We start from the raw sequence: 13,129 nt of genomic DNA on the forward strand, positions 1-13,129 counted from the left end.
CTTCGCGCCTTTTCCAACCCTCGCCCCCGGCCTTGTTCCGGGGGCCACGACTGGGTCTTTGGCAGGCGTCGATACGCCCTAGTCCCCCGCCTTCACGTCCTTGCCGAACATCACCGCCTTCAGGTTCATGAACTCGTGCATGCCCCAGGGGCCGAGCTCGCGGCCATGGCCGGAGAGCTTCACGCCGCCGAACGGCGCCTCGGGCGTCGAGGCGAGCAGCGCATTGACCGCGGTCATGCCCGACTGGATGTCGCGGGCGAAGCGCTCGATCTCGGCTTCGTCCTGCGTCCAGACCGAGGAACCGAGGCCATAGGGCACGTCATTGGCGAGCGCGATCGCCGCGTCGATGTCCTTCACCTTGTACACCGCGGCAACCGGCCCGAAGACCTCTTCCTTGGCGACATCGCTCTCGGGATCCATGTCGGTCAGCACGCCCGGCGTCATCCAGGCGCCGTCGCGCTCGATCTTCTCGGCACCGAAGCGCAGCGTCGCGCCTTCGGCCACGGCGCGCCCGACCTGCTCGATCACGGTGTCGCGCTGGGCGATGCTCGAAAGCGGGCCCATGCCCGTTTCCTTTTCCATCGGGTCGCCGATCTTGAGCGCCTTCATCCCCGCCTCGAACTTGTCGAGAAACGCGTCGTACACGTCCGCGTGCACGATCATCCGCTTGGCGCAGATGCAGCTCTGCCCGGCATTCTGGATGCGCGCCGTGACCGCGGTCTTCGCCGCCAGCTCGAGGTCGGCCGAGGGCATCACGATCAACGGATCGGAGCCGCCCAGCTCAAGCACCACCTTCTTGAGCGCGCGCCCGGCGGCCTGCGCCACCTGCGCGCCCGCGCCTTCGCTGCCGGTGAGCGTCACCGCCACCACGCGCTTGTCGGCGATGATCGCGGCGACCTTGTCGGACTTGATCGGCAGGTTCTGGAACAGCCCGTCGGGCGCGCCGGCCGCGCTCATCATCTGCTGGATCAGCGCCGCGCAGCCCTGCACGTTCGAGGCGTGCTTCAGCAGCCCGACATTGCCCGCCATGATCGTCGGCGCGAGGAAGCGGACCACCTGCCAATAGGGGAAGTTCCACGGCATCACCGCCAGCACCGGTCCCATCGGCAGCCAGCGCGCCACTGCATGGCCGCTCGCGGTCTCCACGCGGGTCGGCTCCAGATAGGACGGGCCCTTCGCCGCATAATGGCGGAAGCCGCTGATACACTTCTCCACCTCGGCGACGGCGGAGGCGAGCGTCTTGCCCATCTCGCGGGTCGCGGTCTCGGCGAGGTGCTGCTTGTTGGCTTCCCAGGCGTCGGCGATCCTGGTCAGCAGTTCGGTGCGCTTCTCCAGCGGCGAATCGCGCCAGGATCGGAACGCGGCATCCGCGACCGCCAGCGCCGTCTCGATCCCGTCCGCGTCGAGCTCGGGATAGGTCTCGACCGTCTCTCCGGTGGCGGGATTGATACTGGTGAACATGCGCGGGTCTCCTTCAACCGGGGTAACGCGCAATTGGGATGCCGGATGCCCGGTTGCAATCGCGCCCCGCCCCGGCGCATAGCGAATACATGGCAGAAGAAGCGGACGTCACCGCGCTCTCGTTCGAGGAAGCGCTGAAGGAACTGGAGCGCATCGTCGCGCGGCTGGAGAGCGGCGAGGCGCAGCTCCAGGAAGCGATCGACCTGTACGAGCGCGGCGACCAGCTGCGCCGCCAGTGCGCCGCGCGGCTCGATGCCGCCCAGGCGCGCATCGAGGCGATCCGCACCGATGCCGAGGGCCGCGCCGCCGGCACCGCTCCCTTCAACGCCGGCTGAGCCGGGCCGTGGCGCACGCCTCCCTCGCGCTGCAGGCGGCGCTCAAGCAGGTCTCGGCGGAGATGGACCGCCAGTTCGACCTGCTGCTCGAGGTGCCGTCCGATCCGCGCGCCGGACTGTACCGGGCGATGCGCCATGCCGCGATCGGCGGCGGCAAGCGGCTGCGCCCACTGCTCGTCTCGGCCACCGCCCAGCTGTTCGGCGTCGACAGGACCTGCATCGCCCGCACCGCGCTCGCGCTCGAATGCATCCATGTCTATTCGCTGATCCATGACGATCTGCCGGCGATGGACGATGACGACCTGCGCCGCGGCAAGCCGACGGTGCACAAGGCATTCGACGAGGCGACCGCGATCCTGGCCGGCGACTGCCTGCACGCGCTCGCCTTCGAAGTGATCGCCGACGAGCGCACCCATCCCGATCCCTTTGTGCGCATCGAGCTTTCGGGCACGCTCGCGCTCGCCGCCGGGCCCGCCGGCATGGCAGGCGGCCAGATGATGGACCTGGAAGCCGAGAAGTCGAGCTTCGACCTCGCCACCGTCACCCGGCTCCAGGCGATGAAGACCGGCGCGCTGATCAGCTGCGCGGTCGAGAGCGGCGCGATCCTCGGCCGCGTGCCTGTCGAAGGGCGCACCGGGCTGCGTGGCTATGCCCGCGACGTCGGCCTCGCCTTCCAGATCGCCGACGACATCCTCGATGCCGAGGGCGACGAGGCGCTGGTCGGCAAGAAGCTCCACAAGGATGGCGAGGCGGGCAAGGAGACTTTCCTCTCGCTGCTCGGCCTCGATCGCGCCCGCGAGCAGGCGCGCATGCTCGTCGATCAGGCGATCACCCACCTCAAGCCCTATGGCGCCGAGGCCGATCTGCTGCGCGACATCGCCCGCTACACGCTCGAGCGGGATCGCTGAGCCTCCATTGTCACCCCGGCTTTGAGCCCGGGCAGGTGACGAATCTGCGCCCCTAACCTGTTCCCCGGCGAAAGCCGGGGCCCAGGGTTTCTATGCCGCGTCGCCTGTGACCCTGGGCCCCGGCTTTCGCCGGGGAACTGAAGTGTGCAATTGCAATGTAGGATTTCGCCTGCTTGGCTCCCGCGACCGGCGCCTGCCCGGCCGCTCTTTCAATTTGTTGGAAATGTAGGTTCACGCCCGCGCAAGGATGTTGCGAGATGCGCGGCGTTTCCGGGAAAATAGCGAACATAAGCGCCTCGAAAACCAGCCCTTGGCGTGTACTTCGTGTTCTTTGGCGAGTCGGCGCGGCACGGGCCGTAGGAAACGCCCGCCCTTGACTCGGCTTCGCACGCGCAGCACGCCCCCGCCGACCGCTGACTTAATCTTGCCGTCATCCCGGGGGAGGAAGGCACCATGACTACGCGCACCGGCGTCTATCCCGGCACCTTCGATCCGATCACGCTCGGCCATATGGACATCATCCGCCGCGGCGCGAAGCTCGTCGACCGGCTGGTGATCGGCGTGACCACCAATCCATCCAAGAACCCGATGTTCACCGTCGAGGAACGCATGGAGATGGTGAAGCGCGAAGTCGCGGGGATCGAAGGCGAGATCCATGTCGTCAGCTTCGATTCGCTGCTGATGGACTTTGCCGAGCGCGAAGGCGCCAGCATGATCGTCCGCGGCCTGCGCGCCGTGGCCGATTTCGAGTACGAGTATCAGATGGCGGGTATGAACCAGCAGCTGAACGACCGGATCGAGACGGTCTTCCTGATGGCCGATGTCTCGCTCCAGCCGATCGCCAGCCGCCTGGTGAAGGAAATCGCGCTCTATGGCGGCGCGATCCGCAAGTTCGTCTCTCCCAAGGTCGAAGCCGAAGTGGCGGCGCGCATTGCCGTCATCGGTCGCAAAGGGAGTGGTTGAGCCCGTCCGATTGGTCTAGAGCCGCGGATCGAGGGTGTATTCCGAGTGGGGAAATTGATGCGTTTGTTTGCCGCACTGGCCGCTTCGGCCCTGATGATGATTGCCACGCCTGCCCTTGCCCAGGGTGGCGGCAAGCCTCCGAAGCAGACCGCCGAGCCGCTCAAGGGCGTCGGCGCCGAGGATGTGAACAGCATCTATCCCGCCGTCGTGCCTGCCGATCCGGCCGAGACCTGGGTGCTCGACCTGTCGACCGGCGGCCGCGTGCTGATCCGCCTGCGCCCCGATGCCGCGCCCAAGATGGTCGAGCGCATCAAGATCCTCACCCGCCGCCATTTCTATGACGGCCTGATCTTCCACCGCGTGGTCGACGATCCCTATTACATGGCGCAGGGCGGCGATCCCAAGGGCGACGGCACCGGCGATTCGGACCTGCCCAACGTGCCGGCCGAGTTCAACAACCTGCCCCACGTGCGCGGCACTGTCGCCGCCGCCCGCCGCGGCGCGCCGGACAATGCGACGCCCGAGCAGAAGGCCGATGCTGAGAACAGCGCGAACAGCCAGTTCTACATCATGATGTCGCCCAAGCTCGCCTTCGACCACGACTATACCGTGTTCGGCCGCGTCGTCGGCGGCATGGAATGGGTCGACAAGATCCAGCGCGGCGAGCCGCCGGCGAACCCGACCAAGATCGTCCACGCCTATATCCTGTCGGACAACCCGCCGCCTTATTCGAACCTGCCGGCCGATGCGCCCAAGGCGCTGCCCCCGGGCGAAACCAAGGCGACGCTGCCGCAATAAGCCGGCGCCAGCCCCGAAGTGCAGTCGTGAACGTAGATCTTTTCGATTTCGAGCTTCCGAACGACCGGATCGCGCTGCGCCCCGCCGCGCCGCGCGATTCGGCGCGCCTGCTGGTGCTCGACGGCGCCGCGACGCGCGACCTGCACGTAACCGACCTGCCCGGCCAGCTGCGTGCCGGCGATTGCCTGGTGTTCAACGACACCCGCGTGATCCCCGCCCAGCTCGAGGGGACGCGGGGTGAGGCAAAGATCGGCGCGACGCTCCACAAGCGCGAGGGGCCGCGCCGCTGGCGCGCCTTCATCCGCAACGCCAAGCGGCTGCGCGACGGCGACACGATCGATTTCGGCCAGGGCGTCTCGGCGCTTGCAAGCGACCGCGCCGAGGACGGCAGCTTCGCGCTCGACTTCCAGGGCGACGAGCCGGTCGAGCTGCTGCTCGAGCGCTGCGGCCATATGCCGTTGCCGCCCTATATCGCCTCGAAGCGCCCGACCGACGAACGCGACGCCGACGACTATCAGACGATGTTCGCCAACGAGCCGGGCGCCGTCGCCGCGCCCACCGCCGCGCTGCACTTCACGCCCGGGCTGCTCGCCGCGCTCGATGCGGCGGGCGTGGGACACACCACCCTCACCCTCCATGTCGGCGCGGGCACCTTCCTGCCGGTCAAGGCCGAGGACACCGCCGACCACAAGATGCACGCCGAATGGGGCCGCATCGACCAGGCCACCGCCGACCGGCTCAACGCGGTGCGCGTCGCCGGCGGCCGGGTGATCGCCGTCGGCACCACCAGCCTGCGCCTGATCGAAAGCGCCGCGGGCGACGACAACATCATCCGCCCCTTCGAAGGCGATACCGCGATCTTCATCACCCCGGGCTACCGCTTCAAGGGGATCGACGGGCTGGTGACCAACTTCCACCTGCCGCGCTCGACGCTGTTCATGCTGGTTTCTGCCCTGATCGGCCTCGACCGGATGCAAGCGGCCTATGCGCATGCGATCGCCGACCGGTACCGCTTCTATTCCTACGGCGACGCTTCGCTGCTGCTGCCGCAAAGGTCTGGCTAGGCTTTCGGCGGGTCGCCGCACACCCAAATGCTGCGGCCGCCATGGCGGTCTCGGGCCCATCCGCCCCATCGCCGGGCCGGTGGACATCGTCAGCTGAGATATCTACATTTCCGATGAAATTCGTAAGTTAGCTGGGAAACTTACATTGAATTGGGGCGAGACGCGTTCGAACCGAGGGTTCGACGGCAGGGGTCCGAGCGCGCTGAAAAAGGGGGAAGACATGGCCAGGCGGGGTATGATTGCGGCGGTTACCATGGCCGCGGCGTGGGGCAGTGCCGCACTGCTACAGCCAGCTCACGCGCAAACGCAGACGAAAGCGGGCGCCAAGACCTTCCTGCAAATGACCTTGGCGGGAATGCGCTTCAATCGGAACGCCAGCAATTTTCATGACAAGCACGTCGAAGCACTGGCCTATATCGACAAATGGACCGGCCGCCTGAACCAAGTTATTCAGAATCCCAACGAATGCGTTATTTCGTTCAACTATACGCGCGATTCGTTCAGCCATAGGGAATTCGAATACTATAATCGCAATACGCGCCAGAACGTCTATTCGGATTGGGGCCATTACAGCGCGCAGAGCATGACGGTGAACCTCGACTTCACCAAGATAAACAATGTCGCGCAGGACGGCATGCGCGTGCATTACAGCACGCAGGGTCTCCCTATCGACGCGCGATCTTTTTCAACAACGCGGACATGGCCGCGCGCGTCGGCTATGCGATGAACTTTCTGATGGAGAAATGCAGCCCGCTGAACGCGACCGGGTTCTGACCGTGCATGTTCAACTGCGCATAGGCGCCTTGGCCATCGCCGCAGCCGGTTGCGCACTGGCGGCGCAGGATATCATCATCGGCGCCGGCCCATCTTCACGCTCCTCGACAAACTCCACGCCGCCGGCCGAGACGGAGAAGGCACGCCAGCATCGCCTGGCGGTGGACGCCGAAGTGCGGCGGCTGGGGGAGCATCGACGCCCTGAAGCCGAACGCATCGTGGAGATGCGCGAACGCGCCGCCGCGGCACGCCAGCCTGTCACACCCGCGTCGAAGGCGACACCGGCACCGTCTCCCACAGCCTCGGCGAAGGCCGATCCGAACCGGGCGAGTTGCATCATCGCGCCGACCAAGCCCTATGGCGGCATTCCGCAATGCCCAGCCTATGTGCCCCGGCCAAACCTGCCGAAAACCACCCCGCCCAAGGGCTATTGGGACCGAAACCAGTTCATCACGGTTACGAATGCCGCAGACGCCAAACCGGAATATGACCGCCTGTACGGCACTTGCCGCGGCACGGCCCAATTTCTGCATTCGGCCTGCTATCCGGACGGTCAGGGCCGTTACAGTTGCCAGGCCGTGGTTCGTTGCAAACTTGCGGACGGTACCGCAAAGGCCAGGGCGCAATAGGCTCGGAACGAAGACCGCTCTGATGGAGCTGGAGCGGATGCACGCGGCCCATTCGCATGCGATCGCCGACCGGCGCCCCTTCTATCCCTACGGCGACGCTTCGCTGTTGCTGCCCTGATCGGCCGCGTCCTCGGGCAGATAGCCCAGCCGCCGCGCCAGCACCGCGCAGACGATCAGCTGGAGCTGGTGGAACAGCATGATCGGCAGCAGCACCACGCCGACCTGCGCGGCGGGGAACAGCACCCCGGCCATCGGCACACCCGATGCCAGGCTCTTCTTCGAGCCGCAGAACAGCAACACCACCGCATCTTCGCGCGGCAGCCGCAGCGCTCGCGCCGCGAACCATGTCGCCGCCAGCACGATCGCGAGCATCACTGCGCACACCAGGAACAGGATCGCCAGGTCGAGCCCCGATACCTTGCTCCACAAGCCCTCGACCACCGCCGCGCCGAAAGCCGTATAGACCACGAGCAGGATCGATCCGCGATCGACCAGGGTGACCAGCTTCTTGTGGCGGCCCACCCAGCTGCCGATCCAGGGCCGCAGCAGATGCCCGGCGACGAAGGGGACGAGCAGCTGCATCACGATCTTCTCGACTGCCGAGAGCGACACCCCGCCCATCCCGTGGCTGCCCTGCATCAGCAGCGCGACCAGCGCCGGGGTGAGCACGATGCCGATCAGATTGGAGAAGGACGCGCTGCACACCGCCGCCGCGACATTGCCACGTGCCATAGCCGTGAAGGCGATCGACGACTGTACGGTGGAGGGCAGCAGCGCGAGGAACAGCACGCCCATCGCGATCCCGGGGGCGAGCAGCGGCAATTGCGCGAAGCCAAGCCCGAGCAGCGGGAACAGCAGATAGGTCGACGCGAACACCGCCAGGTGCAACCGCCAGTTGCGCATGCCCGCCACGATCGCGTCGCGCGAGAGCTTGGCGCCGTGGAGGAAGAACAGCAGCACGATGCCCGCATCCGCCGCCATGTCGAACACCGGCACCAGCGCGCCGCGCGGCGGCAGCAGCGATGCGAGCAGGACGGTGCCGACCAGGGTGAGGATGAACGGCTCGAAGATGCTCAGGATACGGCGGATCACGCGATGCTCCGTGCGCGGCGCGGAAATCGCGCGGAAGGACTGTCACGGCCTGGCCGCCACGCCTTCCCTATAGCGGGAAGCGTCGCCGGATTGGCAAAGGATTCCTCGTCTCGCCGAAAGCGTGGCGGCATGCCGCTCCTATGCTAGCGGTTTCGCCGCCGCCGCCATTCGCCGCGCCTGGCGGGCGGCCCGCCCCACCTTCGCCACAGATTGCGGCTTGGTGCGCCGCGCGGCTACGGTGATTTTCGCCGCGATTCGGGAAGGTATCTCATGCGCTTGTTGTTCGCCCTCGCGGCCCTGACCGCGACGTCCGCCCTGGTGCCGGCGGCCCATGCGCAGGAGCGCGTGGCGATCCCCACGCCGCAGGGCAACAGCGCAACGCCGATCGGCGCCAGCACGCGCGAGCAGCCGGCCTTCACCGTGATCGTCGAGCCGGTCGGGATGATGATCGCCGCCTTCGATGCCGACGGCGACGGCAAGGTGACGCGCGCCGAGTTCGATGCCGGGCTCAAGCGCAGCTTCGATGCGGTCGACACCCGCCGCCAGGGCTGGCTCGGCTATATCGCCTATTCGGACTGGCAGGAGCGCTGGATGGGTGACCGCAACACCGTGCCCAGCCCCTTCGAGATGGACCGCGACGGCGACAACAAGATCAGCTTCGCCGAGATCGCCGAGCGCTTCGACCTGCTCTTCACCCGCTTCGATGCCGACAAGGACGGCGCGATCACCCGCAAGGAACTGGTGACGATCCGCCCGCAGATGACCAGCCCGCCCATGGGGCGCGGCAAGAAAGGCGGCCGCGGACCCAATTGATGTCCTAGCATCTCATGCCGCGACGCGGCTAAGAACGACCGGACATGGCCGCGCATCACGACCACCACCACGCCCATCACGGCCATGCCCATCACGGTCATAGCCACGCGCCCGCGGATTTCGGGCGGGCCTTCGCCATCGGCACCGCGCTGAACCTTGGGTTCGTCGCGATCGAAGGCGCAGCGGGCTTCCTCACCCATTCGATGGCGCTGCTCGCCGATGCGGGGCACAATCTTTCCGACGTGCTCGGCCTGCTGATCGCTTGGGGCGGTGCCGAGCTGGCCAAGCGCCCGGCCTCGCGCCGCTTCACCTATGGCCTGCGCGGCTCCTCGATCCTCGCCGCGCTGGCCAATGCCGTGCTGCTGTTCGTCGCCGTCGGCGCGATCCTGCTTGAGACGATCCAGCGCCTCCAAGACCCGCGCGACGTGCCCGGGATTACGGTGATGCTCGTCGCCGCCGCCGGCATCGTCATCAACCTGTCGACTGCCCTGCTCTTCGCGCGCGGGCGCAAGGGCGACGTCAACATCCGCGGCGCCTATCTCCACATGGCGGCGGACGCGGCGGTCTCGGCGGGGGTTGTGATCGGCGGCGGGCTGATCCTGCTCACCGGCGCCGACTGGATCGATCCGGCGATCAGCCTGGTGATCGTCGGGGTGATCCTGTGGAGCAGCTGGGGGCTGTTCACCGAATCGCTCACCATGGCGCTGCAGGCCGTGCCCAAGGGCATCGATGCCGAGGCAGTGGAGCAGGCGCTGGCCGCGCTGCCGGGCGTCGCGCGCGTCCACGATCTCCATATCTGGCCGATGAGCACCACCGAGGCCGCGCTCACCGCGCATCTCGTCATGCCCGGCGGCCACCCCGGCGACGCGTTCCTGCTCGACCTGCAACATCGGCTGGCGCACGACTTCCGGATCGATCATACGACGGTCCAGATCGAATTGGGGAACGGGGCCGAATGTCGCATGCATGGGAATGGACACGCGCATGACTGATGCCGCGCCCATTCGGCTGGTCATTTTCGACTTCGACGGGACGCTCAGCGACAGCGGCGACTGGTTCCTCTCGGTCGTCGACGAGCTGGCGCGCCGCTTCCGTTTCCGTACGGTCCAGCCCGACGAAGTCGACATGCTGCGCAACCGCAGCTCGCGCGAAGTGATCGATTTCCTCGGCATCTCGAAATGGAAGCTGCCGCTGATCGCGCGCCACGTCCGCCGCCTGGTCGGCCGCAACGCGCACCAGATCGAGCTTTTTCCCGGCACGCCCGACCTGCTCGAGCGGCTTGCCGAAACCGGCGTGAAGATCGCGCTGGTCACCTCCAACGCCGAAGACAATGCGCGCAAGATCCTCGGGCCCGTCCACGCGGCGCGCATCGATTTCTTCGCCTGCGGCTCCTCGCTGTTCGGCAAGGCGCCCAAGTTCCGCCGAGTGCTCAAGAAGATGGGCATCAAGCCGGGCGAGGCGCTGGCGATCGGCGACGAGACGCGCGACGTCGATGCCGCACGCGAAGTCGGCATGCGCGCCGGATCGGTGCTGTGGGGCTATGCTGCGGAGGAGCTGCTGACCGCGATGCAGCCCGACGTGGTGTTCCGCACGCCCGAGGACATATTGGACTACGTCGCGGCGCATCGTTGAACTCGGGCCCCCGGCCTGTAGAGTGACGGACATGGAACGTTTGCGTTGGACCTGGATCTGGCTGCCGCCCTTCGCCGGCGCGGCGAGCCTGCTCTTCGGTGCGATCTCGATCCCGCCGCTGCTGCTCGGAATCGTGCTGATCGCCACCGTGCTCGCCGCCGTCCACCATGCCGAGCTGATCGCGCACAAGGTCGGCGAGCCCTTCGGCACCTTCCTGCTCGCGCTCGCCGTCACCGTGATCGAAGTGGGGCTGATCCTCACGCTGATGCTCCAGGGCAAGGCCGGCGCAGAGACGCTGGCGCGCGACACCGTCTTCTCGGCGGTGATGATCATCCTCAACGGGCTGATCGGCGCGTTCATCCTGTTCGGCGCGCTGCGCCACCGCGAGCAGAGCTTCCAGCAGGTCGGCGTCAGCGCCTCGCTCGCCACCCTGTGCACGCTCACCGTGCTCACGCTGGTGCTACCCAATTTCGCCGCCTCGGCCGGCCCCTTCTACGCGCCGTCACAGCTTGCCTTCGTCGCGATCGTCTCGCTGCTGCTCTACCTCACCTTCGTGATGGTGCAGACCGTGCGGCACCGCGACTATTTCCTGCCGCCCGAGGAAGCCGCTGCCGATCTGGAGGCGCACGCGCCGCCGCCTTCGGGCCGGCAGACCCTGCTCTCCGGCCTGCTGCTCGTCGCCTGCCTCGTCGAAGTGGTGCTGCTCGCCAAGGCGCTGGCCCCCGCGATCGAGGAAGGTGTGGCCGGCGCCGGCCTGCCGCACGCCGTGGTCGGTGTGGTGATCGCCGCGCTGGTGCTGCTGCCCGAGAGCGTCGCCGCGGTGCGCGCCGCGATGGCCAACCGGCTGCAGACCAGCCTCAACCTTGCGCTCGGATCGGCGCTGGCGACGATCGGGCTCACCATACCGGCCGTTGCAGTGCTGTCGCTGTTCCAGGGGCTGCCGCTGGCGCTTGGCCTCGATTCGCGCGGCATCGTCCTGCTCTCGCTGACGCTGCTGGTGGCGACTCAGTCGCTCGCCACCGCGCGCACCACCGTGCTGCAGGGTGTCGTCCATCTCGTCATCTTCGGGGTGTTCGTCTTCACCACGCTGGTGCCCTAGCCGAGATGCACCGCCAGCCAGACGGTCTCGCGATCGTCCGGCGTCCAGGTGACCCAGTGGCGCTGCCCCGCCGCGATCAGCAGGTGATCGCCCGGCGCCAGCGCGATCTCCGCGCCGTCCTCGATCCGCAGCCGCGCCGCGCCCTTGAGTAGCAGCACCCATTCGTCCCAGCCTTGCACCATCGGCGCGTCCGCCGGCGTCGCCTGGCCGTGCGAGACGATCCGCTCGATGCGGACACCGGCGCGCGCCAGCAGCGCGGTGAACACTTCGCCCGCGCGCGCATCGGGAAGCTCAGCAAGGAGATTGGCGATCATCCGCCCAGCGTTGCGCTCCCTGGCCAAAGGGGGCAAGGGCGATCGCCATGTCCCGCTTCGAGTTCACCATCCACGCCACTGACGGCAAGGCGCGCCTGGGCACCATCGCCATGCAGCGCGGCGAGATCCGCACGCCCGCCTTCATGCCCGTGGGCACCGCCGCCACCGTCAAGGCGATGAAGCCGCAGGACGTGCGCGCCGCCGGCGCCGACATCCTCCTGGGCAACACCTATCACTTGATGCTGCGCCCCGGCGCCGAGCGCGTCGCGCGGCTCGGCGGGCTGCACAAGTTCATGCACTGGGATCGCCCGATCCTGACCGATTCCGGCGGCTACCAGGTGATGAGCCTGGCCGACCTGACCACCCGCAGCGAGGAAGGCGTCGCCTTCAAGTCGCATCTCGACGGCTCGCGCCACATGCTCAGCCCCGAGCGCTCGATCGAGATCCAGCGGCTGCTCGGCAGCTCGATCACCATGGCGTTCGACGAGCTCGTCCCCACCACCTCCACCCGCGAGGTCCAGGCCGCAGCGATGGAGCGCTCGATGCGCTGGGCGAAGCGCAGCCGCGACGCCTTTTTCGCCGCCGAGGAGCATGCCGCGCACAACGCGATCTTCGGCATCCAGCAGGGCGCGCTCGACGAGGGGCTGCGCAAGGCCTCCGCGGATGCGCTGCTCGATGTCGGGTTCGACGGCTATGCCGTGGGCGGCCTTGCCGTCGGCGAGGGCCAGGAAGCGATGTTCGGCGTGCTCGATTTCGCCCCCGGCCAGCTCGATCCCGCCAAGCCGCGCTATCTGATGGGCGTCGGCAAGCCCGACGACATCGTCGGCGCGGTGGAGCGCGGCATCGACATGTTCGATTGCGTGCTGCCCACCCGTAGCGGCCGCACCGGCCAGGCCTTCACCCGCACCGGCCCGATCAACATCCGCAACGCCAAGTTCGCCGAGGACCAGGGCCCGCTCGATCCCGAATGCCCCTGCCCGGTCTGCGACACCTGGAGCCGCGCCTATCTCCACCACCTCGTCCGCGCCGGCGAGATCCTCGGCGCGATGCTGATGACCGAGCATAATATCTGGTTCTACCAGGTGCTGATGCAGGATCTGCGCGATGCGATCGGCGAGGGACGGCTGAGCGGGTTCGCCAACGATTTCCGGGCTTCGTACAAGGGCGGTCAGGGTTAAGCCGGATCGGCTAGATCCTTCCTTTCCCCGGCGAAGGCCGGGGCCCAGACTTGAAAGTCACGCGCCTTG

15 protein-coding genes are annotated in these 13,129 nt (G+C 67.4%); 12 read left to right on the forward strand and 3 right to left on the reverse strand.

Annotated elements, in window-relative coordinates; genetic code table 11:
- Positions 1-78 precede the first annotated feature (78 nt).
- Positions 79-1,461, reverse strand: coding sequence for an NAD-dependent succinate-semialdehyde dehydrogenase (locus tag P6144_RS15205; RefSeq protein ID WP_277768647.1), 1,383 nt, complete (start codon positions 1,459-1,461; stop codon positions 79-81).
- A gap of 89 nt (positions 1,462-1,550) precedes the next feature.
- Here P6144_RS15205 and P6144_RS15210 point away from each other — a divergent pair, with 89 nt between their 5' ends.
- The 7 genes from P6144_RS15210 to P6144_RS15240 all read left to right on the forward strand — a co-directional run bounded on the left by P6144_RS15210 (position 1,551) and on the right by P6144_RS15240 (position 6,932).
- Positions 1,551-1,796 carry an exodeoxyribonuclease VII small subunit gene (locus tag P6144_RS15210; protein ID WP_116838717.1) on the forward strand — a complete coding sequence of 82 codons (246 nt, stop codon included), beginning with the start codon at positions 1,551-1,553 and terminating at the stop codon, positions 1,794-1,796.
- A gap of 8 nt (positions 1,797-1,804) precedes the next feature.
- Complete coding sequence (locus P6144_RS15215; protein ID WP_277768648.1) at positions 1,805-2,704, forward strand: farnesyl diphosphate synthase; 900 nt, start codon at positions 1,805-1,807, stop codon at positions 2,702-2,704.
- 453 nt (positions 2,705-3,157) lie between these two features.
- A complete protein-coding gene (gene coaD, locus P6144_RS15220; protein WP_277768649.1) occupies positions 3,158-3,667 on the forward strand; it encodes a pantetheine-phosphate adenylyltransferase in 510 nt (169 codons plus the stop codon).
- Positions 3,668-3,724: 57 nt separating this feature from the next.
- The gene (locus tag P6144_RS15225; RefSeq protein WP_277768650.1) at positions 3,725-4,465 is read left to right on the forward strand and encodes a peptidylprolyl isomerase; all 741 of its coding nucleotides are present in this window, start codon (positions 3,725-3,727) and stop codon (positions 4,463-4,465) included.
- A gap of 26 nt (positions 4,466-4,491) precedes the next feature.
- Entirely contained in the window at positions 4,492-5,529 is a 1,038-nt protein-coding gene (queA, locus tag P6144_RS15230) for a tRNA preQ1(34) S-adenosylmethionine ribosyltransferase-isomerase QueA (protein ID WP_277768651.1), read from the forward strand.
- 220 nt (positions 5,530-5,749) lie between these two features.
- Positions 5,750-6,256, forward strand: a complete 507-nt coding sequence (locus P6144_RS15235) for a hypothetical protein (protein ID WP_277768652.1) — start codon at positions 5,750-5,752, stop codon at positions 6,254-6,256.
- 16 nt (positions 6,257-6,272) lie between these two features.
- Positions 6,273-6,932, forward strand: coding sequence for a hypothetical protein (locus P6144_RS15240; protein ID WP_277768653.1), 660 nt, complete (start codon positions 6,273-6,275; stop codon positions 6,930-6,932).
- An 87-nt stretch (positions 6,933-7,019) separates the two neighbouring features.
- Here the strand turns inward: P6144_RS15240 and P6144_RS15245 are convergent, their stop codons facing one another.
- Positions 7,020-8,024: a bile acid:sodium symporter family protein gene (locus P6144_RS15245; RefSeq protein ID WP_277768654.1), complete on the reverse strand. Its 1,005-nt coding sequence runs from the start codon at positions 8,022-8,024 to the stop codon at positions 7,020-7,022.
- 270 nt (positions 8,025-8,294) lie between these two features.
- Between P6144_RS15245 and P6144_RS15250 the strand changes: the two genes are divergently transcribed.
- From P6144_RS15250 to P6144_RS15265, 4 genes are read left to right on the forward strand one after another with little or no spacing between them, the layout of a single operon-like run.
- On the forward strand, positions 8,295-8,837 hold the full coding sequence (locus P6144_RS15250; protein ID WP_277768655.1) for an EF-hand domain-containing protein: 543 nt from the start codon (positions 8,295-8,297) through the stop codon (positions 8,835-8,837).
- A 44-nt stretch (positions 8,838-8,881) separates the two neighbouring features.
- A complete protein-coding gene (locus tag P6144_RS15255) occupies positions 8,882-9,829 on the forward strand; it encodes a cation diffusion facilitator family transporter (RefSeq protein WP_277768656.1) in 948 nt (315 codons plus the stop codon).
- Positions 9,822-10,469: an HAD hydrolase-like protein gene (locus tag P6144_RS15260; RefSeq protein ID WP_277768657.1), complete on the forward strand. Its 648-nt coding sequence runs from the start codon at positions 9,822-9,824 to the stop codon at positions 10,467-10,469. Before P6144_RS15255 ends, P6144_RS15260 begins: the two co-directional genes overlap by 8 nt.
- Before the next feature lie 31 nt (positions 10,470-10,500).
- Positions 10,501-11,568 (forward strand): ionic transporter y4hA, encoded by a 1,068-nt coding sequence (locus P6144_RS15265; RefSeq protein WP_277768658.1) that lies wholly within the window; start codon positions 10,501-10,503, stop codon positions 11,566-11,568.
- On the opposite strand, the gene P6144_RS15270 is transcribed toward P6144_RS15265, so the two are convergent.
- The gene (locus P6144_RS15270) at positions 11,565-11,882 is read right to left on the reverse strand and encodes a cupin domain-containing protein (protein ID WP_277768659.1); all 318 of its coding nucleotides are present in this window, start codon (positions 11,880-11,882) and stop codon (positions 11,565-11,567) included. The genes P6144_RS15265 and P6144_RS15270 overlap by 4 nt on opposite strands.
- A 47-nt stretch (positions 11,883-11,929) precedes the next feature.
- On the opposite strand from P6144_RS15270, the gene tgt reads away from it, so the two are divergent.
- A complete protein-coding gene (gene tgt, locus P6144_RS15275) occupies positions 11,930-13,060 on the forward strand; it encodes a tRNA guanosine(34) transglycosylase Tgt (RefSeq protein WP_277768660.1) in 1,131 nt (376 codons plus the stop codon).
- Positions 13,061-13,129 lie beyond the last annotated feature (69 nt).

It is taken from the genome of Sphingomonas sp. HITSZ_GF (assembly GCF_029543155.1).
Lineage (GTDB): Bacteria > Pseudomonadota > Alphaproteobacteria > Sphingomonadales > Sphingomonadaceae > Sphingomonas.